Source organism: Mesorhizobium sp. M1227 (genome assembly GCF_040318315.1).
Taxonomy (GTDB): domain Bacteria; phylum Pseudomonadota; class Alphaproteobacteria; order Rhizobiales; family Rhizobiaceae; genus Mesorhizobium.
This window is the reverse complement of sequence record NZ_JAMYLZ010000035.1, coordinates 35,106-60,500: the sequence shown is the minus strand read 5'-3', so window position 1 is coordinate 60,500 and position 25,395 is coordinate 35,106. Positions and strand designations below refer to the sequence as shown.

At 61.4% G+C, this 25,395-nt stretch carries 26 protein-coding genes; 22 read left to right on the top strand and 4 right to left on the bottom strand.

Annotated elements, in window-relative coordinates; genetic code table 11:
* Both NKH28_RS28105 and NKH28_RS28100 read right to left on the bottom strand, forming a co-directional pair.
* On the bottom strand, window positions 1-401 hold a 401-nt coding region (locus tag NKH28_RS28105; protein WP_352980918.1), incomplete at its 3' end, for a transposase.
* A gap of 674 nt (window positions 402-1,075) precedes the next feature.
* The gene (locus NKH28_RS28100) at window positions 1,076-1,465 is read right to left on the bottom strand and encodes a hypothetical protein (RefSeq protein ID WP_352453859.1); all 390 of its coding nucleotides are present in this window, start codon (window positions 1,463-1,465) and stop codon (window positions 1,076-1,078) included.
* A gap of 601 nt (window positions 1,466-2,066) precedes the next feature.
* Here NKH28_RS28100 and queC point away from each other — a divergent pair.
* The 3 genes from queC to queE are packed head-to-tail and all read left to right on the top strand — an operon-like array spanning window position 2,067 to window position 3,852.
* A complete protein-coding gene (queC, locus tag NKH28_RS28095; protein ID WP_352980917.1) occupies window positions 2,067-2,765 on the top strand; it encodes a 7-cyano-7-deazaguanine synthase QueC in 699 nt (232 codons plus the stop codon).
* Window positions 2,765-3,121, top strand: a complete 357-nt coding sequence (gene queD / locus NKH28_RS28090; RefSeq protein WP_023679623.1) for a 6-carboxytetrahydropterin synthase QueD — start codon at window positions 2,765-2,767, stop codon at window positions 3,119-3,121. The genes queC and queD overlap by 1 nt, the downstream gene beginning before the upstream one ends.
* Window positions 3,118-3,852, top strand: coding sequence for a 7-carboxy-7-deazaguanine synthase QueE (gene queE / locus NKH28_RS28085; protein WP_352474110.1), 735 nt, complete (start codon window positions 3,118-3,120; stop codon window positions 3,850-3,852). Before queD ends, queE begins: the two co-directional genes overlap by 4 nt.
* Before the next feature lie 560 nt (window positions 3,853-4,412).
* Here the strand turns inward: queE and hemN are convergent.
* Entirely contained in the window at window positions 4,413-5,762 is a 1,350-nt protein-coding gene (gene hemN, locus NKH28_RS28080; protein ID WP_352778478.1) for an oxygen-independent coproporphyrinogen III oxidase, read from the bottom strand.
* A gap of 154 nt (window positions 5,763-5,916) precedes the next feature.
* Between hemN and NKH28_RS28075 the strand changes: the two genes are divergently transcribed.
* From NKH28_RS28075 to NKH28_RS28025, 11 genes are all read left to right on the top strand, one after another.
* Window positions 5,917-6,663: a Crp/Fnr family transcriptional regulator gene (locus NKH28_RS28075; RefSeq protein ID WP_352493084.1), complete on the top strand. Its 747-nt coding sequence runs from the start codon at window positions 5,917-5,919 to the stop codon at window positions 6,661-6,663.
* Between the two features lie 604 nt (window positions 6,664-7,267).
* Window positions 7,268-8,899 carry a cytochrome-c oxidase, cbb3-type subunit I gene (ccoN, locus tag NKH28_RS28070; protein ID WP_352517895.1) on the top strand — a complete coding sequence of 544 codons (1,632 nt, stop codon included), beginning with the start codon at window positions 7,268-7,270 and terminating at the stop codon, window positions 8,897-8,899.
* Window positions 8,890-9,621 carry a cytochrome-c oxidase, cbb3-type subunit II gene (ccoO, locus tag NKH28_RS28065; protein ID WP_352979912.1) on the top strand — a complete coding sequence of 244 codons (732 nt, stop codon included), beginning with the start codon at window positions 8,890-8,892 and terminating at the stop codon, window positions 9,619-9,621. Before ccoN ends, ccoO begins: the two co-directional genes overlap by 10 nt.
* A gap of 11 nt (window positions 9,622-9,632) precedes the next feature.
* Entirely contained in the window at window positions 9,633-9,782 is a 150-nt protein-coding gene (locus NKH28_RS28060) for a cbb3-type cytochrome c oxidase subunit 3 (RefSeq protein WP_352457387.1), read from the top strand.
* Between the two features lie 2 nt (window positions 9,783-9,784).
* Window positions 9,785-10,648, top strand: coding sequence for a cytochrome-c oxidase, cbb3-type subunit III (gene ccoP, locus NKH28_RS28055; protein ID WP_352980916.1), 864 nt, complete (start codon window positions 9,785-9,787; stop codon window positions 10,646-10,648).
* Window positions 10,649-10,780: 132 nt separating this feature from the next.
* Window positions 10,781-12,340 carry a cytochrome c oxidase accessory protein CcoG gene (gene ccoG, locus NKH28_RS28050; RefSeq protein WP_352980915.1) on the top strand — a complete coding sequence of 520 codons (1,560 nt, stop codon included), beginning with the start codon at window positions 10,781-10,783 and terminating at the stop codon, window positions 12,338-12,340.
* Window positions 12,337-12,834, top strand: coding sequence for a FixH family protein (locus NKH28_RS28045; RefSeq protein ID WP_352474118.1), 498 nt, complete (start codon window positions 12,337-12,339; stop codon window positions 12,832-12,834). The genes ccoG and NKH28_RS28045 overlap by 4 nt, the downstream gene beginning before the upstream one ends.
* Window positions 12,831-15,119 carry a cation-translocating P-type ATPase gene (locus NKH28_RS28040; RefSeq protein WP_352980914.1) on the top strand — a complete coding sequence of 763 codons (2,289 nt, stop codon included), beginning with the start codon at window positions 12,831-12,833 and terminating at the stop codon, window positions 15,117-15,119. Before NKH28_RS28045 ends, NKH28_RS28040 begins: the two co-directional genes overlap by 4 nt.
* On the top strand, window positions 15,116-15,268 hold the full coding sequence (gene ccoS, locus NKH28_RS28035) for a cbb3-type cytochrome oxidase assembly protein CcoS (protein WP_023679633.1): 153 nt from the start codon (window positions 15,116-15,118) through the stop codon (window positions 15,266-15,268). Before NKH28_RS28040 ends, ccoS begins: the two co-directional genes overlap by 4 nt.
* Window positions 15,269-15,691: 423 nt before the next feature.
* On the top strand, window positions 15,692-16,873 hold the full coding sequence (gene ubiM, locus NKH28_RS28030) for a 5-demethoxyubiquinol-8 5-hydroxylase UbiM (RefSeq protein ID WP_352980919.1): 1,182 nt from the start codon (window positions 15,692-15,694) through the stop codon (window positions 16,871-16,873).
* A gap of 303 nt (window positions 16,874-17,176) precedes the next feature.
* Entirely contained in the window at window positions 17,177-19,084 is a 1,908-nt protein-coding gene (locus NKH28_RS28025; protein WP_352980913.1) for a putative bifunctional diguanylate cyclase/phosphodiesterase, read from the top strand.
* A gap of 95 nt (window positions 19,085-19,179) precedes the next feature.
* Here NKH28_RS28025 and NKH28_RS28020 read toward each other — a convergent pair whose 3' ends face one another.
* Complete coding sequence (locus NKH28_RS28020) at window positions 19,180-19,461, bottom strand: DNA -binding domain-containing protein (protein ID WP_352610886.1); 282 nt, start codon at window positions 19,459-19,461, stop codon at window positions 19,180-19,182.
* Window positions 19,462-19,566: 105 nt separating this feature from the next.
* Between NKH28_RS28020 and NKH28_RS28015 the strand changes: the two genes are divergently transcribed.
* The 8 genes from NKH28_RS28015 (at window position 19,567) to NKH28_RS27980 (ending at window position 25,315) form a co-directional block, all read left to right on the top strand.
* Window positions 19,567-19,800: a helix-turn-helix domain-containing protein gene (locus tag NKH28_RS28015; RefSeq protein WP_023679646.1), complete on the top strand. Its 234-nt coding sequence runs from the start codon at window positions 19,567-19,569 to the stop codon at window positions 19,798-19,800.
* Between the two features lie 154 nt (window positions 19,801-19,954).
* On the top strand, window positions 19,955-20,182 hold the full coding sequence (locus NKH28_RS28010) for a hypothetical protein (RefSeq protein ID WP_352529541.1): 228 nt from the start codon (window positions 19,955-19,957) through the stop codon (window positions 20,180-20,182).
* A gap of 58 nt (window positions 20,183-20,240) precedes the next feature.
* A complete protein-coding gene (locus NKH28_RS28005; protein WP_352529543.1) occupies window positions 20,241-20,561 on the top strand; it encodes a sunset domain-containing protein in 321 nt (106 codons plus the stop codon).
* Between the two features lie 487 nt (window positions 20,562-21,048).
* A complete protein-coding gene (locus tag NKH28_RS28000) occupies window positions 21,049-22,011 on the top strand; it encodes an ArdC family protein (protein ID WP_352618503.1) in 963 nt (320 codons plus the stop codon).
* Window positions 22,008-22,211, top strand: coding sequence for a hypothetical protein (locus tag NKH28_RS27995; protein WP_352549568.1), 204 nt, complete (start codon window positions 22,008-22,010; stop codon window positions 22,209-22,211). Before NKH28_RS28000 ends, NKH28_RS27995 begins: the two co-directional genes overlap by 4 nt.
* A gap of 17 nt (window positions 22,212-22,228) precedes the next feature.
* Window positions 22,229-22,648 (top strand): DUF2958 domain-containing protein, encoded by a 420-nt coding sequence (locus NKH28_RS27990; RefSeq protein ID WP_352717940.1) that lies wholly within the window; start codon window positions 22,229-22,231, stop codon window positions 22,646-22,648.
* Window positions 22,649-22,725: 77 nt separating this feature from the next.
* Complete coding sequence (locus tag NKH28_RS27985) at window positions 22,726-24,447, top strand: ParB/RepB/Spo0J family partition protein (RefSeq protein WP_352980912.1); 1,722 nt, start codon at window positions 22,726-22,728, stop codon at window positions 24,445-24,447.
* Window positions 24,448-24,991: 544 nt separating this feature from the next.
* Window positions 24,992-25,315 carry a DUF736 domain-containing protein gene (locus NKH28_RS27980; protein ID WP_023672372.1) on the top strand — a complete coding sequence of 108 codons (324 nt, stop codon included), beginning with the start codon at window positions 24,992-24,994 and terminating at the stop codon, window positions 25,313-25,315.
* The last annotated feature ends 80 nt before the right edge of the window (window positions 25,316-25,395 follow it).

Here is a 25,395-nt window from a genome sequence, read left to right as displayed (position 1 = left end):
GCCCGTCCCATCGCGACCAGCTCCCGCACGCCGGGTAGGTTCTCCAGCCGGCACAGCGTCGATTGCGACGCCAGATCCCGACCCGACGGCAGCGCATCCTGGGTCATCTTGAAGACCGGATCGCGGCGCAGCCGGTTGGCGTCGTTGCCGTCCTCGTAGCCGGCGGCGATCATCTTCATGCGAAAGCCGATCATGTCCGCCAGGCTGTGGACGACCTGGTCCGGGCAGCGCGGATCGTCGATGCAACGCGCCAGACGCTCGGCCACCCGCAACCGCTTTTCCACCTCGGCCAAGGCCAGAACGCCGCTGTTGGACGACAGCATGCCGCCGTCGAAACGGGCGACGACGGACTTGCCGCCGACTGATGACAAACCGCTCAGCGGCAGCGCAAGATCGTTCATGGTGGGTGTGGTCTCCGGGAAATGGTTCGGATCGGCTTAAGCAACCAAATCCTACGTCATTTCAACGATCAGATCCCGAGCAGCCAGTCAGTATTCGACCGTCGCTGGCGCCTCCGCCCACTGAGGCCTTGTGCTTCCTCCAGCGAGTCAAGCCGATCACCATGCGTGTCGCCAGTTCTGGTGCTCACCCACGTGCCATTTGCGATCTTGTGTCGGTGAGAGCACCGCAAGCACCTCCCCTGCTAGAGCGCAAGGCGGCTCGCGTCGCCGTGTTGTTACTATTCTTCGCTGTGGTCGGAGTTTTTTCCTTGGCTTCGGAATCGGGACATTCGGCTTTGCAAAAAAATAGGCCATCGTGGTCGATCGTCACGCCCCCGAGTTCGGCGGCACGATGGGACGACAACGGCAGCGCAAGCTCCATTTGCGCGAGGGGCTCGTCCCTTCAACTACTTGATGCATTTGCGCTTTGCGTACCTCCGTGCATGTTGCTCGATGCCAGGCGGAGATCTCCGTCTCAAACGATCGCGCATCGATGCAACGCCCACGCGTTGATCGCCATGATCGCGGCGATCGCTTTGCCGCGATCGCCGCCGCCGTTTTCGAGCACGACAATCATGCCGGCGGTTCGGCAGCGATGCGCATGCAAAAATTCACAGATGCATTCTGGCCAAATGCTAGCTGCCCAGCAAATGTCCGGCATTTCGCAAGGCCCCTAGGAAGAGACTGGCATGGCCGTTGGCATCGATCTTGGCCTGCATCGACAGGGGCATGCTGTGCCAGGTCTCCAAGGGCGCAATGAAATGTGAGAACGTACCGTTGACGATGCAATGGTGGGTAACAAGGCCCTGTCTGTCCAACGCCAGCACGCCGATCTGGTCGCCCTGATATCGGATGGCTGCGACCCGCTGGACCCCCGCATGACCGTCGACCCGCACGTCGAAAAGCAGGATGCCGCGGCTCCTGGTGGCTACCTCGGCGGCCTTTTCAGCGAAGCTTAAGGAGAGCGAGCGGACGCTTTCGACCGCCAGCCGTAAAACCATCAAATCCAGTTCATCCACTGCCATAAGGTACCTGCGCGCAACACATGGGTGATAGCAATCGACCACACCGCTTGTTCACAGATGTCGGCTCACGACCGATCATTCAGGGTTTGCCGGTCGTCCATTGACCGAGGGCGTGCTCCGGTTCGAACCGATCCTGAAGCGGAATGCGCTGGATCTACGGAACCCGAGGCCAAAGTTGCCGCGACAATTGATGTCGTGATCATTCCAGACATCTGCATCGGCGTCGCTGAACATCCCACTGGTAAGTCCGTTCTCTTGCGGCAAGCCCATCTTCGGGCCGTCTTGTACCTGAAACCCTCGCGGTGGCGTCCCTCGAAGCTCGGGACCGCCGGGCGCTTGATCGTCGAGAACTTTGTTTACGAAGGTCCGGACCTCCTGCAGAGCTTATTCTGGTGCGCTCGCCTTTGAGCATTCCGCTGAAGCGTGACGTTTCGCTAGTCAGTGTTCCTTGCAGGCTCACCGCGAGGGCGCCTTGCACACAGCTGCACGTCAGCGCATGAAACTCGTCCCCCGTTCACTTCACAAAATGGATTTCCTGAAGTACTGGGAGCGCAGAGAAATCTCCGGTCGCAGCCTACCCGGTTAAAACAAGGACCCAATGATGAAGACTCTCGTCGTCTGCTCCGGCGGATTGGACTCGGTTACCCTTGCTCACAAGGTGGCAGCGGAGCACGAACTCGCCGGCCTCCTATCTTTCGATTACGGCCAACGTCATAGGAAGGAATTGGGCTTCGCCGCCCTTTGCGCGGAGCGACTGAGCGTCCCGCACCGCATCATCGACCTCCACGAGATCGGCGGCGGCCTTTCCGGCTCCGCGCTGACCGATAATGTGGACGTGCCCGACGGGCACTACGCCGAAGACACGATGAAGGTCACGGTGGTGCCGAACCGCAACGCCATCATGTTGGCCATTGCCTTCGGCTTCGCCGCAGCGCACGACGCTGACGCGGTGGCGACGGCCGTGCATGGTGGGGATCATTTCATTTATCCCGACTGCCGTCCGGCCTTCATCGACGCTTTCCAGATGATGCAGGACCACGCGCTCGACGGCTACGCGAAAATTCGCATTTATGCACCCTATGTGAATCTCACGAAGGCGGACATTGTTAGGAATGGAGCAGCATACGGCACGCCATTTGCGCAGACCTGGTCCTGCTACAAGGGCGCCGAGCGTCACTGCGGGAGGTGCGGGACCTGCGTCGAGCGGCGCGAGGCGTTTCATCTCTCTGGGCAGCCGGACCCCACCGACTACGAGGACTCCGACTTCTGGCTCGATGCGCTACGAAGGAGGACCGCGTAATGTTCCGCATCACCAAGGAATTCCACTTCTCAGCCTCGCATCAGCTCACCTCGTTGCCACCCGATCACCAATGCGCGCGCCTGCACGGGCATAACTACATCGTTGAAGTGGAGCTTTCAGCGAATGGACTGAACGAGAACGGCTTCGTGCGCGACTATCACGATTTGGCGCCATTCAAACGCTACATCGACGAGAGCTTCGACCACCGACATCTCAACGACGTGCTGGGACATGAGCAAGTCACGGCGGAATATCTGGCCAGACATTTTTATGAATGGTGCAAGGCACGCCTGCCCGAAACCTCGGCCGTGCGGGTGAGCGAAACGCCGAAAACCTGGGCGGAATACCGGCCATGACCGATACGCATCCCGCAATCCGCGTGAGTGAGATTTTCGGGCCGACGATCCAGGGCGAGGGCGTGCTCGTCGGTTTGCCGACGGTCTTCGTCAGAACCGGCGGGTGTGACTATCGCTGTTCCTGGTGCGACAGCCTGCATGCGGTGGACAATCAATTCCGCCATGAATGGGAGATGATGTCCATTGGCGCGGTGTGGCAAAACGTGCTTGCGCTTTCCGGTGGCCGCCCGCTGATGGTATCGCTGTCAGGCGGCAATCCGGCCATCCAGCCGCTCGGCGCGCTCATCGAGCGAGGCCATGGTGAAGGTTACCGTTTTGCGCTGGAAACCCAAGGTTCGGTGGCCAGGGACTGGTTTGCCGACCTTGACGTGCTAGTCCTCAGCCCAAAGCCGCCGTCAAGCCAAATGACGACCGATTGGGCCGCTTTCGAGGCGTGCCTCCAGGCGGCACAAGGCAGGCCGCAAGTCGTGCTCAAGCTCATTGTTTTCGACGAAAGTGACTACGCCTACGCGAAAGACGCCGCTGCGAGATTTCCGCGGCTTCCGATCTATCTGCAACCCGGCAATCACACGCCGCCACGCCCCGCAAATGAAGACGCGCCTGTCGACCTTGACGGAATATTGAAGCGCATGGAGTGGCTGGTTGATAGCGTGACCCGCGACAGGTGGTTCGAAGCCCGTGTGCTGCCGCAGCTGCACGTTATGCTCTGGGGTAACAAGAGAGCCGTCTAGCCTGGGCCCGCTTTTCACTGAAACTGCGCCGGCGGATATTCGGGTGGACGGGTTGTCCCACGCTTGACGGCGCTGCCGGGGTGCTTGCGGACTTTCTGCCACCGGCACCAAGAGCGTGGCCAGCCGCTTACGATTAGGATTGTTGCCGAGGCTCGGTTTCGACGGGCGTCGGCCTGGCGGGAACCAATCAAAGGTTAGCGCGAGCCACGGGTGGAATAGTATGGTGTTGCGATCCGGCGGCGCCTGCTGCAGCTGGCACGGTCCTTGCGGATTCTCGTTGCAAGGCCGAAGGGAGCTGTCGGCCGACAACCATGATCTGGCCAGGACGATTGTCGACTGCTTCCGATACAGAAAAGAGGCCGGACTCGACGTGGCGCTTCAGGGACTGCGAAATGGAATACGGCGCCGGAAGGCACGACCGGACGATATCGTCGCTATGCCAAGACGCGTCTGGTCCGCTCCGAATCCTGTCTTGACACGACGGTCGCCGGTCAACAGTGAAAAACGTAGCGCAATCGGTTCACGATCGACTGAGAACCATGACCGTTCCTCTGCGGTGCTCAGACTGCCGCTGAGTGCCTGGCCGTTCCAATTTCGAAATATTTGTCGAACTTTGCCGCGATGCTCCTGACAAAGGGCCGGCTTTCCGCAGGCACGACGAAGCGGTCACCATCAAGTTCAAGCAACCGCGCAGGATCTTGGAGGGCCGTGGAACTCGCCTTGAGGAGAAGTCTTTGGCCGGCTTCGCCAAAGCGCTCCACCAGCTCAATCGCCGAGAAGGCGAAGTCACACATCAATCGCTCGATGATCCAGCCGCGAGCGCGGTCGTCTTCGGAAAGCGCAATGCCGCGGACCGCAGCCAGCCCGCCGTCTTCGACCATGCGCCCATACTCGGCGGTCGAAGGCATGTTCTGTGCATAGCCCTGGCGAAACTGGCTGATGGACGATGGGCCGAGGCCGATCAAGGTCTCGTAGCGGTCCTCGGTGTAGCCTTGGAAGTTCCGGTGCAGTGTTCCGGCGCGGGCGGCAAGCGCGAGGGCATCGCCCGGCTTGGCGAAATGGTCGAGCCCGATTGCTTCGTATCCCTGGTCCATGATCGCCCGCGCCGCCAGTTGCGATTGGGCAAACCGCTCCGCCGGACCCGGCAGCCATGCCTCGTCGATCATCGTCTGATGTTTCTTGAACCACGGCACATGGGCGTAGCCAAAAAGCGCGATCCGATCCGGTTCCAGGGTCAGTGCCTGTGCAACCGTGGAGGCGACGCTCTCCCTGGTCTGATGCGGCAGGCCGTAGAGCAGATCGAGATTGACGGATTCGACGCCGCGCGAACGAACGCCATCAACAACCGTCTTGGTCTGCAGAAAGCTCTGCTCGCGGTTGATCGCTTTCTGCACCTTCGGGTCGAAATCCTGGACGCCGAGGCTCGCCCTTGTCATGCCGATTTCGGCAAGTGCATCGAGGCGGGCATCGTCCATATCGTTGGGTTCGATCTCAACGCTGATCTTTGCACCGGGGAGAAAGGTGAAGCTGTTGCGCAGGACGGTTCCCAGCGCCACCAGATCCTCCGGTTTGAGCATCGTTGGCGAACCGCCGCCGAAATGGACGGCACGCACGCGGCCCTTGCCTGCGACAAGACTGGAGACGGTTGCGATCTCGGCATGCAGTGAGCGCAGATATGTGGTCACTGGTTCGTAGTGGCGTGTCTGCTTGGTGTGGCAAGCGCAGAACCAGCAAAGCTTGTCGCAATACGGGATGTGCAGATAGAGCGAGATCTCATCGCCATCGTTGAGCGCCTGCAGCCAGCCACGACAAATTGCAGCATCAATGCCTGTATGAAAATGCGGCGCTGTCGGATAACTGGTATAGCGCGGGACGTTCTCGCCAAGTCTGGCAGCTAGCTCCAGTCGCATGTCGTGGTCCACCGTGTTTGCGTCGCCGGAACTGTGGATGCTTGGATGAGCCTAAGCCCTGATTTCGATCAACGTTCAGCACGGACAAACTGCCGCAAGGATTTTTCTACCGTCGATTGCTATCCTGCCCGCACTGGACCGGTAGAGCGATCGAATGACATTACGGCAGGACATTCACAGTTCCGGCATTCCCGTTCTTTGCCTGTCTTGCGAGGCACGGCACCGCGGTGTCTGTGGTGCGCTCGAACCAGACCATTTGGCTCAGCTCGCCAAGACGTCGTCGCGGCACAATATCGAGCCGGGGGTCGAACTGATCGGCGACGCCGAGGCGGTCGACTGTTATTCAAACGTGCTTTCAGGCGTGGTGAAGCTCACGAAGAGCCTTTCGGACGGCCGCCAGCAGATCGTCGGTCTCCAGTTCGCGCCGGATTTTCTGGGACGGCCCTTCAAGATGAAAAGCGCGATCAATGCGGAAGCGGCAACAGCTGTCTCGCTATGCTCGTTTCCGAGAGCGGCCATCGAACGGATGATGAAGGAATCACCGGAATTTGTGCATCGCCTGCTCAAGCAGGCGCTGAACGAACTCGACGAGGCACGCGAATGGATGGTGACTCTGGGGCGCAAGACCGCACCGGAGAAGGTGGCGAGCTTTCTCCTCATGATCGCCCGGAACATCGGTTCCAGTGTTGACCCGGCGGCTAGGTCGGCGTGCTTCGAGCTGCCGATGACGCGTGCCGACATCTCTGATTTCCTTGGAATTACAAACGAGACCGTGAGCCGTCAGCTGACCAGCCTGAGAATGGACGGCGTGATTCGGATCGAGAACAACCGCCGTGTCACCGTGGACAGCATGAGCCGGCTGGAACGGCGCTGCGGCGGCCGAGGCGCAACCGCCCTTTGAATGACACCGAAGCTGCATGGCCTACGTCACTTACTTCGTTCGGGGCAGGGCATGCTCGCGTTGGGCTTAGAAGAAGTCGCATAGCGATAGCCCGCTCTCCATCCGATCGGATGAGCCAGGTGCGTTTCGGCCAACTCGTCGGCGAAGCATCCATCCTCGAGGTGCTCGACGTGCAACCGGCTGTTCCAGGCAGGATCGCACTCGGCCGAAGTCAATACGCCTCATACGCAGGGGAAAATCGCCGTTCCCCCGAATCATGAATGTCACGAAGGCAGCGCAACGCTGGCGCTGGCTGTCCCAAGGCATTGAAACGATCGACATTCGGCAAGGCATCGGCCTACTTTCCAGCGTCACAGAAGGCGCGCTTCCCACACGCCCGCGATCGCCTACATACCCGGCCAGACCGGGGACGCCGGGCCTGTCCATAAGCGTGGCGGCCGGTGCTGCGCTTCCACATTCGATCGCCACAGTCTGATCGCACCGAACTCGATGCTGCTCGAAGCAAAATCGTGCGGCTCTGACATGGATCAGGGCGAGCAGGCCACGGCTGCGCAATAAGGCACTGCGGTTTGGCGCCCGCCGGAATCGGAAATCGGGGCTTGCGATGAAATTCGGCACAGAGATCGTCCTTCTAAGCCTGTTTGCGTTTGCGGCCCTGGTGGCTGCCGGCTTCGGCGTAGATGAACCTTTTCGGCGGCATATGTGGGTTTTGTTCTTCGCCGTGGCTGGCTTCACTGCGATTCTGTTGCGCAACACGGAGTTCAAGCCGGCAGTTCCGATCGACCCCGCCGCTTACATGGATGGGCCGATCCGCTACGGTGCCATCGCCACCGTATTCTGGGGCGTCGTCGGCATGCTGGTCGGCGTGGTCATCGCCCTGCAGCTCGCCTACCCGGATCTCAACATCCAGCCCTGGTTCAATTTCGGCCGACTGCGGCCGCTGCACACATCCGGCGTGGTTTTTGCCTTCGGCGGCAATGCACTCATCTGCACGTCACTTTATGTCGTGCAGCGGACCTGTCGTGCCAGGCTGTTCGGCGGCGATCTCGCCTGGTTCGTGTTCTGGGGCTATCAGCTGTTCATCGTCATGGCGGCAACCGGCTACCTGCTCGGTATCACCGAGAGCCGCGAATACGCCGAGCCCGAATGGTATGTGGACCTGTGGCTGACCATTGTATGGGTCGCCTACCTCGCCCTGTTCCTCGGCACGATCCTGAAGCGCAGGGAACCGCACATCTACGTCGCCAACTGGTTCTATCTGTCCTTCATCGTGACGATCGCGATGTTGCATGTGATCAATAACCTATCGATGCCCGTGTCGTTCGTGGGTTCAAAGAGCTATTCAGCGTTTTCCGGTGTCCAGGATGCCTTGACGCAGTGGTGGTACGGCCACAACGCCGTCGGCTTCTTCCTCACCGCTGGCTTCCTCGGCATGATGTATTATTTCGTGCCCAAGCAGGCCAACCGACCGGTCTATTCATACCGGCTGTCGATCGTCCACTTCTGGGCTTTGATCTTTCTCTACATCTGGGCCGGTCCGCACCACCTCCACTACACCGCCCTGCCGGACTGGGCCCAGACGCTCGGCATGGTGTTCTCGATCATGCTCTGGATGCCCTCGTGGGGCGGCATGATAAACGGCCTGATGACGCTCTCGGGCGCCTGGGACAAGCTGCGCACCGACCCGATCATCCGTATGATGGTGATGGCCATCGCCTTCTACGGAATGTCGACCTTCGAAGGCCCGATGATGTCAATCAAGGCCGTCAACTCGCTCTCGCACTACACCGACTGGACCATCGGTCACGTCCATTCGGGCGCGCTCGGATGGGTTGGCATGATCTCGTTCGGCGCGATCTATTTCATGGTCCCGAAGTTATGGAACCGCGACCGGCTTTATTCGCTGCGGCTCGTCAACTGGCACTTCTGGCTGGCGACGCTTGGGATCGTCGTTTACGCGGCGGTGATGTGGGTGTCCGGCATCATGCAGGGCCTGATGTGGCGCGAATACAACGAGCAGGGCTTCCTGGTCTACTCCTTCGCCGAAACCGTCGCCGCCATGCATCCCTACTACATCATGCGTGCCATCGGCGGCGCGATGTATCTGTCGGGCGCCCTCATCATGGCCTGGAACATCGCCATGACCATCCTCGGCTACCAGCGCGAGGAGGATCCGATGCCGCGCTCCATCCCCGCCCTCCAGCCTGTGCGATCAGGAGCCAGAAAATGGGCCTGATGGACAGACACGCGGTCATCGAGAAGAACGCCACACTTCTTCTCCTCGGGTCCCTGCTGGTCGTAACCATCGGCGGTATCGTCGAGATCGCGCCGCTCTTCTATCTCGACAACACCATCGAGAAGGTCGAAGGCATGCGGCCCTATTCGCCGCTCGAGCTCGCCGGGCGCAACATCTATGTGCGTGAGGGCTGTTACCTCTGCCACAGCCAGATGATAAGGCCGTTCCGCGACGAGGTCGAGCGCTACGGCCACTATAGCCTGGCGGCCGAGTCGATGTACGACCACCCGTTCCAGTGGGGCTCGAAGCGCACCGGGCCGGATCTCGCCCGGGTCGGCGACCGCTACTCGAACGGATGGCACGTCCAGCATCTCACCGAGCCGCGTTCGGTGGTGCCGGAATCGATCATGCCGAGCTACGCGTTCCTGAAGGACACACGGATCGAGGTGAAGGATTTCTCGACGCATCTGATCGCCAGCAGCCGTGTCGGTGTGCCCTATTCAGACGACATGATCGCTCATGCCAATGCCGATCTCATGGCGCAGGCCGATGCGAATGCCGATACATCGGGCCTGGAGAGACGCTATCCGAAGGCCAAGCTTGGGGACTTCGACGGCGATCCGCAGCAGGTCACCGAAATGGATGCGCTGGTCGCCTATCTCCAGATGCTCGGCACGCTGGTCGATTTCAGGACCTATGACGAAGCCGCCGGTTACCGCTGAGGAGAATGGCGATGACCTACAATTTCATGCGGGAGTTTGCCGACAGCTGGGGCCTGCTTGCCATGGCACTTTTCTTCCTCGGATGCGTTGCCTTTGCATTTCGTCCCGGCAGCCGCAGGCAAGCCGAGAGAGCCGCTCACATTCCTCTCAAGGACGACTGATCATGGGCAGCGAGCATATCGACGAGGTTTCGGGCATCTCGACGACCGGCCATGAGTGGGACGGCATCAAGGAACTCAACAACCCGCTTCCGCGCTGGTGGGTCATAACCTTCTACATCACCATTGCCTGGGCGATCGGCTACACCGTCGTCTATCCGGCATGGCCGATGCTGACTTCCGCGACCAGGGGTGTGCTGGGGTATTCGAGCCGCAGAGACGTCAAGAATGAACTGGCGGCGGCCGAAGTGGCCAAGGGTAAATTTGTCGCTGCCATTCAGGCGAAGACCGTCTCCGAGATTACAGCCGACAATACGCTACGCGAATTCGCCATCGCCGCAGGTGGCGCCACGTTCAAGGTCAATTGCGTGCAGTGCCATGGCTCGGGCGCTCAAGGGTCCAAGGGTTTTCCCAACCTAAACGACGACGATTGGCTGTGGGGTGGCAACGCCGAACAGATCCAGCAGACGATTGCGCACGGCATCCGCTTCGCATCAGACCCGGATACGCGCCTGTCGGAAATGCCTGCTTTTGGCGACATCATCACGACGGATCAGATCAAGCAGGTCGGCGCCTATGTCGCAAGCCTCTCCGATCCTGTTCAGGACACAAGCCTGATCGAACTCGGCGCCAATGTTTTCGCCGAGAATTGTGCGGCCTGTCATGGTGAGAATGCAAAGGGCAACAGGGAGCTCGGCGCACCCGACCTGACCGACGCGATCTGGCTTTACGGGTCTGGCGAAACAGCCATCGCCGCGCAGGTCCGCGCCCCGAGGCATGGCGTCATGCCGGCCTGGATCGGGCGTCTCGGCGAGATCAAGGTCAAGGAACTCGCGGTCTATGTCCATTCGCTTGGCGGCGGAGAATAGGAACGCAAGCCTATTCTCGTCCTCCCCCCAACCGCCAAGCGACGAGGCCCGGCGCGAGCCGGGCCTCGGCATCATCCAGAAACCGATGGGTCGGGCTTCCGGCGAAATCGTCGCTGGTGACTGGAGCTTCTCGTGCTCGATAACACGCAAATAGAACGGCTCGAAGCCAATGCGGTCAACTCCGCCAAGACCCGTCAGCCGCTCTATGCCGGACGCAAGAAGATCTTCCCGAACCGGGCTTCTGGCAGTTTCCGCCGCTTCAAGTGGTCGGTGATGGCAATCACGCTGGGGATCTACTACCTGACCCCCTGGCTGCGGTGGGATCGCGGGCCATTTGCCCCTGACCAGGCCGTGCTGGTCGATCTTGCCAACCGCCGCTTCTACTTCTTCTTCATCGAGATATGGCCGCAGGAATTCTACTACGTCGCCGGCCTGCTGGTCATGGCCGGTGTCGGCCTTTTCCTGATCACATCCACCGTCGGCCGGGCCTGGTGCGGCTATACGTGCCCGCAGACCGTGTGGGTCGATCTGTTTCTGGTCGTCGAGCGAGCCATCGAGGGCGACCGCAACGCGCGCATCAAGCTCGATGCCGGTCCCTGGACTGCGCGCAAACTCGTGCTGCGAACATCGAAACACGCCATTTGGCTGGTCATAGGGGTGCTGACCGGCGGCGCCTGGATTTTCTATTTCGCCGATGCGCCGACGCTGCTTGGGGAACTCTTCACCGGCACCGCCGCCCCCGTCGCCTACATCACCGTGTCCGTGCTGACGGCGACGACCTATACGTTCGGCGGGCTGATGCGCGAGCAGGTCTGCACCTACATGTGCCCATGGCCGCGCATCCAGGCGGCCATGCTCGACGAGAATTCCCTCACCGTCACCTATAATGACTGGCGCGGCGAACCGCGCTCGCGTCACGCCAAGAGGGTCCTTGCCGCCGGGCAGCCCGTCGGCGACTGCGTCGACTGCAATGGCTGTGTCGCGGTGTGCCCGATGGGGATCGACATTCGTGATGGCCAGCAGCTTGAATGCATCACCTGCGCGCTCTGCATCGATACCTGTGACGGTATCATGGACAAGCTCGGCAGGGAGCGCGGACTGATTTCCTATGCGACGCTGGCCGACTACAACGCCAATGTGAGGCTGGCGACCCCGGGCGGCTCCGGTTCAGTCAACCCGTCACTGGTCAGGAGCGCTGACGGCCTGTTCTCCGACAAGGTGGCCCGTTTCCATATCCGCAAGATCTTTCGCCCGCGCACCTTCATCTACATGGGCGTCTGGTCGGCGGTCGGTCTCGCGCTGCTCTATTCGCTGCTGACCCGCGAACGGCTCGAATTGAATGTCCTGCACGATCGCAACCCGCAGTTCGTGACGCTGTCCGACGGTTCGATCCGCAACGGCTACACCGTCAAGCTGCTCAACATGATCCCCGAACCAAGAACGATCATTGTCACGATGCAGGGCCTGCATGGAGCCGAAATGAGCGTTGTCGGTATCGACCTGCCGGCGGATCGCTCCTTCGCCGTCCCGGTCGAACCCGACCGGCTCAAGATGCTCAAGGTTTTCGTGCGTCAGCCGGCAGATCAGGTTCGGGGTGCAGCGCAAAGCTTCAAGTTCCGGGTCGAAAACAAGGCAACGTTCGAGTCGGACGAATATACGGCCACTTTCAACGCACCGGAGAGCGCCAGATGAGCGACACCTCGCGACAATCCCGCGAATTCACCGGCAGGCATATGCTGTTCACCATCCTTGGCTTCTTCGGCGTGGTCATAGCGGTCAATCTGACGATGGCGACGCTCGCCAACACGAGCTGGACCGGCCTTGTCGTCGAAAACACCTATGTGGCGAGCCAGCAATTCAACAAAAAGGCCGAGCAAGGGCGCGCTCAGGCGGCCCTCGGCTGGACTGGCAAACTGACCATCGCAGGCGGTGAGGTCCGCTACAGCCTCACCGATGCTGTCGGCAAGCCGGTTGCCTTGCATGGCGTCAAGGTGCTGTTCCGTCATCCCGCCTACGAGGCCGAGGACAAATCCGTCACTCTTGAGGCTGCCTCCGGTCAGATATTCGCCGCGCACCACACGCCCAAGGATGGCCTCTGGATCGTCGAAATCGACGCCGATGCGAGCCTTGCGGAACCCTATCGCGACGTTCGCCGGATCATGATTTCCCACGGGGCGCTGCAATGAGCTGCTGCGCGCCAGGCGCCCAAATGGCATTGGACCTGGAAAAGGTCACACTGGTCCTGCCTTCTGGCCAGGAAATCAGACTGGCGAGCCGCTCGATTGGCGAAAATCTTCGCCAGACCGACCTCTCGGTGCCGGCTGTGCATTGTGCCGCCTGCATCCAGACGATCGAGACGGCGATCGGCAAGCTGGATCGCGTCGAAGGCGCTCGTGTCAATCTTTCAACGAAACGTGTTTCGGTCCGGTGGCGCGGCGACGAGGTTCCGCCATTCGTCGCCACACTTGGACGGCTGGGCTATGGCGCGCACCTGTTCGATCCCGAGGCTGACGGGAAGGACAGGACGCTCTCGGAACTGATCCGCGCCGTCGCGGTCGCCGGCTTTGCGGCGGGCAACATCATGCTGCTATCAGTCTCCGTCTGGTCCGGCGCGCAAGGCGCGACCCGCGACCTGTTCCATTGGGTCTCGGCCTTGATTGCCATTCCTGCGCTCGCTTTCGCCGGCGGCATCTATTTTCGCTCGGCCTGGAATGCGCTGCGCCACAGCCGCATGAACATGGACGTGCCGATCGCGGTCGGGGTATCGCTCGCTTACGCCATGAGCCTCTACGAGACGATCAACCATGGCGACCATGCTTATTTCGACGCGTCGGTGTCGCTGCTGTTCTTTCTGCTGATCGGCCGCACGCTGGATCACGTGATGCGGGAACGGGCACGGACGGCCGTAAACGGACTGGCTCGGCTGGCGGCGCGCGGCGCCATGGTGCTGCGCGAGGATGGTTCGCGCGACTACTTGCCGGTTGGCGAGATCGAACCAGGAATGGAGCTCTTGATTGCGGCTGGCGAGAGGGTGCCCATCGACGGCAGGATCATTGGCGGGGTATCGGATCTCGACTGTTCCCTGGTTTCCGGGGAAAGCACGCCCAGAACGGTGGGCCCGGGGGCGCAGGTCCAGGCCGGTACACTCAATCTCACCGGTCCGCTGACCATCGAGGCGACGGCCGCCGCGAAGGATTCATTCCTGGCCGAAATCGTTCGGCTGATGGAAGCGGCAGAGGGCGGCCGCGCCCGCCATCGCAGGATCGCCGATCGCGTCTCCGCGCTCTATGCCCCCGTGGTCCACCTCACCGCCTTTGTGACGTTCCTCGGCTGGATGGCGGCGACCGGCGACTGGCACCGGGCAATAACAATCGCGATCGCCGTTTTGATCATTACATGCCCGTGTGCGCTCGGTCTCGCCGTGCCGATCGTGCAGGTGGTCGCTGCGCGGCGGCTGTTTGAAAGCGGCGTCATGGTCAGGGACGGCTCCGCCATGGAGCGCCTGGCGGGGATCGACACGGCATTGTTCGACAAAACCGGCACGCTTACGCTCGGACTGCCCAGGCTGATCAATGCGCCGTCCATCGATCCGACGATGCTCGCCATGGCGGCCGAGATGGCAGCGCGTTCCCGCCATCCCTTTTCGAAGGCAATCGCTGGCAATGCAGCCTTTGCCGGCCAGCCGAAACTCGCGTCCGTCAGCGAGCATCCGGGCTTCGGCATCGAAGCCATCGCCGAGGGCAGTACCTGGCGGCTGGGTCGCCGCGGATGGGGTGAGTGGAAAGCCCGGACCGGCGGCGAAGGCAAACAAGGCTATGGCGGAACCGTTCTGACGAAGGACGGGGTCATTGTCGCGACTTTCGATTTCGAGGATGAGCTGCGTGCCGATGCCAAGGCGGCCATCGAGCAACTGAACGGCGCCGGCGTGTCGGTGGAGATGCTGTCGGGCGACACAGAAGCTGCCTGCGGCGAAGTCGCGGAAGCACTGGGCGTCGAGCGCTTCGTTCCCTCGTTGCTTCCCTCCGGGAAGGTCGAACACATCGAAGCATTGACGCGAACTGGCCACAAGGTGCTGATGGTCGGCGATGGGCTCAACGACACGCCTGCATTGGGCGCCGCACACGTTTCGATCGCTCCGGCCACGGCGGCGGATATCGGTCGCAACGCCGCGGATTTCGTGTTCCTGCGTAAAAGTCTTCTGGCGGTCCCACTTGCTTTAGACATTTCGCGGAAGGCCGGACGGCTGATCCGGCAGAACATCGCCATCGCGATCGTTTACAATGGCATCGCCGTGCCGGTCGCCATTCTGGGGCACGTTACGCCACTGATCGCGGCGGTCGCGATGTCCGCCTCGTCCCTCCTGGTCATCGGCAATGCGCTACGTCTGCAAGGTTTCGTGTCAAATGCATCGGTGCAAGATGCCCGACATGACAGGCGCTCGGACATTGGCGCACTGGCACAATCCTCATGACGACGCTCGCCTACCTCATACCTGTGGCCCTGTTCCTCGGAGCGCTTGGGCTGGCGGGGTTCCTGTGGGCCTTGAGGAGCGGCCAATATGAAGATCTCGATGGCGCCGCCGAGCGGATCCTGATCGACCGCGACGAGCCACGCAGTTGACCCAGCCTGCCCTGCGAGGACTCGCTCGAATATTTTCCGCGGTTGCTTCGCGTCATGCCGATTTCGGCGCGCGACGGGTGCGAACGGATCAGCCAGAATACGTTGCCGAACTTTCGGCCAGGAAAGGGCCGCACCGAACGGGAAGCCGGCCATTCCATGATGACCTGACCAGACCATGGTGTGGCGGTCGACCAGTCGACCGTGAACCCGCCGTTGCCGCGTTTATCGAGCCTGGTTGATCCAGATCAGGGTTATCTCTTCATAGGCATGGTTTCATTGAGCATTTTTGAACGGAGAACGGATGTCTAACGGACGGTTAGGTCGCGTGGAGACGCTTGGGGAGATGAGCCGCAAACCGTGGATCGATTGCGATGCGTTCCAGTGCCCTTCGTCGCAGATAGCCGACGCAATGGCGGCACGCTGATGGCCGGCTCTGTCGATAGATTCGACGTTATTGTGGTCGGAGCCGGGCCGGTCGGACTTTCCTTCGCCGCGTCGCTTGCCCAGAGCCGACTCAAGGTGGCAGTGGTTGAACGGCAGTCGCTCGAAAGCCTGGCGAATCCGGCTTTCGACGGTCGCGAGATCGCGCTGACCCACGCATCGGTTGGAATCCTTCGCGAGCTCGGCGCCTGGGATGCCATCCCCGCTTCGGACAAATCACCGCTACAAGGCGCGCGCGTGCTCAACGGATCGAGCCCTTTCGCCCTGAGCTTCGATTCTCCCAGCGGATCTGGGGAACCACTCGGAATTCTGGTCCCAAATTGTCGGATCCGCGACGCCCTGTTCAAGCTTGTCCACTTCCAGGATCATGCCCAGCTGCTGTGCGGCCGCTCGGTCGTCAATGCAACAACCAGCCACAAAGAAGCAGTCATAACGCTCTCTGATGGCAGGCAACTGGCCGCTCGGCTGCTCGTTGCAGCGGATTCGCGTCTGTCCGCGACGCGCGACCTGCTCGGCATTGGCGCCGACATCAATCGGCTTGGCAACTCCATGCTGATTTGCCGAGTGAGGCACGAGCGCGCCCATCACCAGATCGCGGTCGAATGGTTCGATCACCATCAGACGATAGCGATGTTGCCGCTCATGGAAGGCGTGTCGTCGCTGCTTCTCACGTTGCGCTCAAGCGAGGCCGACAGACTGCTTGCTCTCGACGACGATTTGTTCCTCATGGAATCGACGAGCCGGTGTCGAGGACGCTTCGGAGAGATGACCTTGGCAAGCACCCGCCATGCCTATCCGCTGGTCACGACCTGGGCGCACAAGTTCTGGGCTCCGAGTGCGGCACTGATCGGCGATGCTTCCCTCGGCATGCACCCGGTGACCGCGCATGGCTTCAACATCGGCCTCAGTGGCCAGAAGCAACTCGCCGATAGAATCCTGGCGGCATGTCGCGAGCGCCGCGACATTGCTGATCCCGACATGCTCGGCAGATACGAAAGCCGGCTGCGTCTGTCGGCGGCACCGCTCTATCATGCTACGAATGTACTTGTCGCTCTCTACTCAGGCGAGCACCCGGCGGCACGGCTTGCAAGACATGCAGGGCTTCGCTTTGCCCAATATCTTCCCTTTATCCGCCATGGCATTTCGGCCATGCTCAGGCGGTGAATCGCAGGCAGCGCTGCCGCTCTGGAACGCTATCTCGGCCCGGCTTCCTTTTGTCTCGCCGGGCGCGTTGATGCCGTTGGTAGGGCTGCTTCCATGGTGACGTTGCCGATCCTGGGATGATTCGGATCAAGGCACGCGTGCGGGCAAGAGCTCGATGGTCAGACGGCAAGGCCAAGAGGCAGACGTGCGCCCCGAAGACATGGTGAGCACACTGGTTATCCCCGCTGGATAGTTAACCCGTCCTTCAGTGGGCCTGCGTAGGCTTGTCCTCGCGAACAACGATGGGAGCAAGCTGGTCCGTCCATGGCCCCGAAGAATGAAGACACGCTGGAGGCCAAAATCCGTCAGGATCAGCTTGCTGACCTGAGGGCCGGCCTCTTCGTGTCGATGCCGATAAGCGCTATCCTGTCAGGCCTGATTTGGGCGGTGCACGCCCTTTCTGGCAGCGGCTTTGCAGCTGCAATCTGGTTCCTGGTCGTCAATGCGATAAATGCCGCCCGCCTTGCACTCGCGCGTTATCAGCTAAAGGAAACGGGGCGCCATGACGGATTAGTGGGGGTTTTGCCGCGGCTTCGCTGGTTTGGCATCCTTGCTCTTCTGGCAGGGTTTGCCTGGTCCTTCCTGGCCGTCCTGACTGTTGGATACACGACACCTCAAGCACCGCTGCATCTGGTCATTCTGGCGGGCATTTCAGCTGGTGCGGTTACATACGGCAGTTCGTATGCCGCGGCGGCGATCAACTTCATCACACCTCCGCTCCTCATCACGGTGGGTTGCCTTTTGGCGAAAGGCAATTTTGAAGACTACATTCTGGCTTTTACCGTTCTGCTCTTCATGGGCGGCTTGGTTCGAGCTTCGTTTGTTGGGCAAGCACGGTTCCGCGAAGCGAGCCGCCTGAGGCATGAGGCCGAGCGGCTTGCGGCGGAGATGAAGGCCAGTTCCAGGCAGGACCACCTGACGGCCCTTCTCAACAGGCGTGGCCTCGAAGACGCTATCGGACGGTTCGAGACCGCGGATGGCCCCTTCGTGGCAATGCTGGTTGACCTGGACGGGTTCAAATCCGTCAACGATACCTACGGTCACAGGACCGGTGATGAACTGCTTGTCAGGATCGCCCGCCGCATAGAGGAGGAAGCACCGGAAGGCTCAACGCTCGCTCGTATCGGCGGCGATGAATTCGTGCTGTTTTTTCCCTCAACGAGGGTTTCGCTTTCTGCCAATGATCTCGCCTCCAATATCATAGCAAAAATTGCCCGCCCCTATCGGGAGGTCGCGTCCGTCCGGGTCGGGGCATCAATAGGAATATATCTGGCGGAAAGCCCGGGCCTGACCGAAATGTTGTTGCGGGCGGATATCGCCCTTTATACGGCCAAGCGTCGTGGCAGGAACGAATTTTGCCTGTTCGATGCCGAACTCGACAGGGAACTGCAACGCCGCCAGTCCGTCGAACGGGACCTTCATTCGGCGATAAAGACGAGAAGCTTGCAACCTTGGTTCCAGCCGATCGTGAAACTCGACACCGAGGCCGTGGTCGGCTTTGAAGCCTTGCTGAGGTGGTCCCATCCGACTCATGGTGCCATCTCTCCACCCGAAATCATCACAGCTGCACGCGAAACCGGAATGCTTCAGCTGCTGACGCAAACCGTATTCGCCGACTGTTGTGCTTTTATCGACGGCTTGGTGAAAGCTGACTGTCGTGATCTCCGTGTGGCGATGAATGTTTCACCGCGCGAACTGGAAGCCGGCGATATCGACGACATGGTTCTGGATGGTCTGGCGGCAAGAGGTCTCCCTGCAACGATGTTCGAGATCGAGATTACCGAAGAATCCCCGGTTGACCCGGACAGAGTGGATGAAAAGCTCGGACGGCTTTCACATGCCGGCATTTCCATCGCGCTCGATGACTTCGGCACCGGCTTTTCTACGTTGGCATCGCTCAAGGACAGTCGGATACGCAAGGTCAAAATAGACCAGGGCTTCATTCGCGGCTTGGCCAAGTCCCGAGAGGACCGACTGCTTGTCAAATCGGTCATCGATCTCGGTAACATGCTCGGGATCGAGGTCATGGCCGAGGGCGTCGAAACAGAGGCGGATCGGCAAACCCTGCACAAGCTTGGCTGCCGAACCGCTCAAGGCTTCCTGTTCTCCAAGGCTGTGCCTCTGAGCCAAGCACTGGAAATGGCAGTCAAACAGCACGCGAACCAGTTGTGACCGCTCCCGCCGCGCCGTCTCTCGCGGCCGTGCGCTCATGAGTGACGGGTATCTGAACTTCCTTGTTTGAAGAGCATGACAATCCGTGCTGTGCGTCAGCCGGCGAACAGTTCCTTGTAGCCGGTCGTCACCATCCAGTTCGCCCGGTCGATATGGCTGCGAAGAGCCTTGCGGGCGCGGACCGGTTCAAGGGCCGGGTCGATGCCGAGAATGAGATCGGCCATCTCCTCTTCGCTGGCATTGTCGGCGCAGGCATCCAGGATCCGCAGGTAGATCGTGAAATGCTCCCTGTCGTAGCTCGTGAGGTTCTCCGACCAGGGGACTTCATCGCTCAACGTTGAGCTTCGACTCTCATCTGTTCCCATTGATCGATTCATGCCTGCGAACCTCGCCTGTTGAGCGCCCGCAGCATATCCCAAAATGGGATAATCCGAAACCGGGATTAGTCGCTGATCCGGTCTTTACCCGACCGGTTCGCCTACATGCCCAAGTCTCTTCGATCGCCCCGCCACCAGCGGTTTCTGGCCCAGCTGGTTTCCCTGCGCAAGGCCAAAGGTCTGACTCAGGCGCAGGTGGCCGAGAAGCTTGATCGTCCCCAATCCTTCGTGGCCAAGTACGAGGGTGGAGAGCGTCGTCTCGACGTCATCGAGTTTCTCGACTTAACTGCGGCGCTTGACGCTGATCCGTGCGAGATTCTGTCCAGCCTGCGGTCCTAGCGGGCGCCCGCGCGCCTAACGGCTCGCGCCGGTGCCGTGAACCGAGCGCGCTTTTCTTCGGCAAGCTGCCATTCCGCTGCGGGTGGGTCTTTACCAGGCCATGCCGATATAGGATGATAATCCTAGGTGGGGCGATTCCTCAACGGAGATCGCAATGGCTAGGACCAAACTTTCCAGGCAGCTTTCACAGGCTGAAATCGAGCGCTTTCTGGCGGAGGCGGAACGGCTGCACAAGAGCATCGTCCAGCCGCTTCTATCACCTAGCAGCGACCATTACCGGGCTCTCCAACGCACCCATGACGCGCTGTTAAAGACGGTGAAGGATATCACGGGTAAGGATGCGCCGTTCATTCAATGGTTCGGAACAGGGCCGGTGAATTAGACCAGACTTATAGACTCCAGGCTGCAAACGTCGCATTCTCTCTTCGGGGAGAAGGGGCGTGGGCAACCATCGCTATCAAGACAATCGGTACAACCGTCGCAGGTATGGCGAGCGCCATCGTTCGAAGGACGTTCCGTTGTGGGCAAAGATCGTTGCTGGTGGAACAATCCTGGCTGGCTTTCTTGCCTTCGAAATCGGCCCTGCCGCTGTCGGCTGCAACATCAAAGCCAATATCAGCTACAACACGGGCGAGCGAATCTATCATGTTCCCGGACAGGAATATTACTGGGAGACGCGCATCAACCTGTTGAAAGGCGAGCGCTGGTTTTGTTCGGAGGAAGCCGCGCGCAAGGCTGGGTGGCGGAAGTCTCGGGTCTGAGCGTCCGTGGTAAATGCTTGCGAAAATGCTGCATCGCACATGTTTTCGGTGCAGCATTCATTTGAAGTATTTATCGCGATCCGTTCGAAAAATCTGTCCAGCCTGCCGTCCTGGCGGGCGCCCGCGCGCCTGACGACGCGCACCAGGTGCTCGTGAACCGAGCCCGCTTTTCTTCGGCAAGCTCAGGCGGTCTCGGCCATTCGGCTTCGCCCCTTGGCGTGGGCAGCCCTTCGGGCTGTGACGGCCGCCGCCCTTGCGGGCGGCGGGGTTTGTCTGTTGGCCTTTCCCGGTGGCGCGGGGTGGGCGGCACTCCCTTCTAGGCCCGCCGCGGCAGCCCGCAACCCTTCGCGTGCCGCTCAGGGTCCTCCTCTTCGTTCCGGTCCTTCGGATGCGGTCCGCCTCCCACGGCGGGCCTTTCCGGTCGCGACTCGCCGCCCACCCCGCTTCCGGGGAAAGGCGCGGCGATTGGCGAGCGGAGGATGAGACGATGCATGCAAACAGCAAGCGTTCCGCCAGCGGAGAGGCTGGCGCAGGCAAGGGCGGGCGCCCCAGCGCCAGCCTTTATCAGGAGATCACGGACCGCATCATTGCCGAGCTGGAGCGCGGCACCGTGCCATGGGTCAAGCCATGGGGCAGCGCAAAGGCAGGCCTTGGCCTGCCGAGGAATGCATCCTCTGGGCGCACCTATTCCGGCATCAATATCCTCATCCTGTGGGGCGCGGTCATCGAGCGCAGCTATCCCAGCCAGAACTGGCTCACCTTCCGGCAGGCGCTCGTCCTTGGCGGCAACGTCAGGAAGGGCGAGCGCGGCACGACCATCGTGCATGCCGACCGCTTTGTCCCCAAGGACGAGAAGGAGCGCGCACGCCACGAGGGCGATGAACCACAGGCCGTGCCTTTTTTGAAGCGCTTCACCGTCTTCAATGTCGCGCAGTGCGATAATCTTCCGGAAGACCTCTATGCCGCCGCCGAGCCGCTGCCTCAGTGCGAGATCGTGCCGCAGGCCGAGACGCTCATTCGCGCCAGCGGTGCGGATTTCAGAGTCGGCGGCGATCGCGCTTTCTACATGCCGGGCAGCGACCACATTCAGGTGCCGCCGCAGCCGGCGTTCCATCAGCAGATCGACTATTACCGGACCTGCTTTCACGAGCTTGGCCACTGGACCGGCCACCCGACGCGGCTTGCTCGCGACCTCTCCGGCTCGTTCGGCTCCAAGGCTTACGCGCGTGAAGAATTGGTCGCCGAAATCACTGCCGCCTTCGTCTGCAGCAATCTCGGTATCGAGCCGACCGTGCGTCATGCCGATTACATCGGCTCATGGCTGAAGGTGCTGCGCGAGGACAACCGCGCGATCTTCCGTGCCGCCAGTCTTGCCTCCAAGGCCGCCGATTTCCTGCTTGGCCTTCAGGCCGATGCCGAAGGCGAGGCGCAGGAAGGGATTGCGGCATGACGATGCGCGATCCTCAACTGACCGCGAGCGAGCCGACGCCGCAAGGCGAGCAGATGCTCATTCCCGGTGTCCGGCCGATCACCACGCGCGATCGGCTCACCCTCCTGATGGACGCGCCGATGTGTCCGCGCGCGGCGCAAAAGCCGCTCGATATCGGCCTCTTCGATGAAGCCAGCAGAAATCAACTCGACCTGTTCTGATGACAAGGAGTCTTTCCATGATCCTGATCACCGATCCACTGCGCGCACGACTGCTCGCCAATGGCGCCGCCGACGCCGAAACCGACCATTTTCCCGTTGTGAAACTGTTTAATCCCACAGGTGCCGCCACGTGGCTTCTGAGCGAACTCGACGCCGATGGCGACACGCTGTTCGGCCTTTGCGATCTCGGCTTCGGCTTCCCCGAACTCGGCAGCGTCAGTCTGGCCGAGCTTGCATCCGCAAAAGGTCCGCTTGGCCTCGGCATCGAGCGCGACCTGCATTTCCAGGCGCGCTATCCGCTCTCCGCCTATGCCGAAGCCGCCCGCATTTGCGGCCACATCACCGAGGCCGAGCGACTTCTGCGGCAGGCAGCAGACGCCCTTTCAAAGTCCCATTCCGAGCTTCCGCCCGACACGGCGGAACAGCAGCGCCGATAGGCGCAAAAACCGTCCCGCCGCGCCGGCCGTCGGCATCTGCGGCGGGGACAACCTCACCAAAGCGAAGGAGAGTAGCCATGCAGCTTGCCCACATCCCCTTGGATCACCTCAACATTTCCGCGCTCAACATGCGCCATGGAAGACGCGCGCCCGACATTTCCGACATCCTGCCCTCCGTGCGTGCGCGCGGCGTGCTGGTGCCTCTCCTTGTGCGACCGAACGGGCAACCGGAAAGCTTCGAGATCGTCGCCGGCAGGCGGCGCTATTTCGCCGCGAAATCGCTTGCCGACGAGCGCGGCGAAGGCGATCCCTTGCCCTGCGCCATCATGGAGGATGGCGACGACGCCGATGCGCTGGAAGCCTCGCTGATCGAAAACCTCGCCCGTCTCGATCCTGACGAAGTATCGCAATGGGAGACGTTTTCGCGGCTCGTCAGGCAAGGCCGCACCGTTCCCGATATCGCTGCGACCTTCGGCATCACTGACCTGAAGGTCAAACGCATTCTGGCGCTTGGCGACCTCTTGCCCAAAATCCGCGAAGCCTACCGGCGCGAGGAGATCGATACCGAGACGGTGCGCCATCTCACCATGGCGTCCAAGGCGCAGCAGAAGGACTGGCTGGCACTCTGTGCCGATCCCGATCAATACGCGCCGCGTGGCTATCAATTGAAGCAATGGCTGTTCGGCGGCCAGTCGATTTCCACCAAGGTGGCGCTGTTTGCCATCGACGAATATCCCGGCCTGATCACGTCGGACCTGTTCGGCGAGGACAGCTATTTCGCCGATGCCGACCTGTTCTGGCAAAAGCAGAACGAAGCGATTGCCACCAGACGCGACACCTATCTCAACGACGGCTGGAGCGAGGTGGTGCTGCTGGAACCGGGCCAATATTTCCACGCATGGGACCACGAGAAGACCCCGAAGAAGAAGGGCGGCAAGGTCTTCATCGCGGTCACGTATCGCGGCGAGGTCGAGTGTCACGAGGGCTGGCTGTCACACAAGCAAGTCCGCCGCGCCCGCGAGGGCGGCGAGCAAGAAGAAACAGCCGCCAAGCCGCCGCGCCCCGAACTCACCGGCCCGATGCAGAACTATGTCGATCTGCATCGCCATGCTGGCGTGCGCGCGGCCATGTTCGACCATCCCGCCGTGGCGCTGCGCCTCGTGGTGGCGCACGCCATCACCGGTTCCGGCCTGTGGCAGGTGCGCCGTGAACCGCAGCGAGCAGCCAACGAGACGGTGACTGCCAGCCTTGCCGGCTGCAAGGCTGAAGCCGCATTCGGCAAAAAGCTGCGCGAAGTGTTGGCCCTGCTCGGATCACCGGATGAGGATGGCGTGGTCGCCGGCGGCAATGGCGACGCCTTTGCTATCGCCCGCGTCTTCGCGCGCCTCTTGGCGCTGTGCGACGACGATGTCATGCGCGTTCTCACCCTTGTCATGGCCGAGAAGCTTGCAGCCGGCAGCGCCGTCATCGAGGCGCTCGGTAACCATCTGAACGTCGATATGGGCACATTGTGGCAACCGGACGATGCCTTCTTCGACCTCTTGCGCGATAAGGAAATCGCCAATTCGATGCTGGCCGAGGCCGGCGGCAAGCTGGTCGCGGACGGCAATGTCGCCGAGAAGGTCAAGACGCAAAAGAAGATCACCCGCGACTTCCTGGCGGGCGAGAACGGCCGCCAGAAGATTGAGACCTGGCTGCCGCGCTGGATGAAATTCCCGGCCGAAAGCTACACCAGCCGCGGCGGCTTCCGCACCGCCGATCAGCGGACACATGTGCAGCCGCTGTTCGTGCGCGAATGAACCGATTAGCGTCAAGCGGCGGTTCTTTCGAGTGCCGCCGCTCAGATCGCGCGCGCCGCTCCGGGCCGCGCCGGCTGCCGATTGGTCATCTTGTCGAGCCAGTGCCTTGCGCGAGAAATCCCGACGCCAATTCGCGCCCGTTTCGGCAGCCCTGCACCGCGCCGGGTTGCTTGCCGAGGCGCTCCGCGCATGGGCCAATTACCGATCCGGTTGGCGACAGAGCCCCCGCAGCCAGCGCCCTGTAATGCCGCCTGCTCGTTTGTGTCACCGATCGCGCCACCTGTCTCCATGTGTCTCAGGGACCATTCCCCTGCGGCTGGCTTGACGACCTATGGGCGGATCCGGCCCGCCCGAAACCCTCGCCAGCAGCTTTTTTCCCCGCCGCCTGCGGCGGCTTCCTCGCGCCGCTTCGCTTCAAAAAAGCTGCCCGCTCGGGTCCTCCGCTATCGCTGCGGCCGTCCCGGGTTCCGGCGGTCCGGACGCGCCCATCACGGTCCGCCATCGCAGGGGAATGGTCCCCTGCGAGCACCAAAGGAGACTGAAAATGACCGCGATCGGATACGTTACCAAACAGGAAAACGGCGGCTACAAGGGCCAGCTCAAGACGCTTAGCGTCCGCGCCGACATCGACATCGTGCCCAATCAGGCAAAGAGCGCCGACACCCATCCCGACTTCCGGGTGCTGACGCAAGGGGTCGAAGTAGGGGCCGGCTGGATCCGCACCGGCGAGACCTCCGGCAAGGACTATGTGAGCCTGTCGATTGCCGCCCCGGAGTTCGGTCCGCGCAAGCTCTACGCCAATCTCGGCCGCGCCGCCGGCCAGGACGATGACGACACATACGCCATCATCTGGAACCCGGTCGACTGAACCGCCAGCCCCGCGCCCCGCGCCGCACCCGGCGCGGGGCTCTTCTCAAGAAGGGGCGGCGAAAACTCGCCCCCCACTCT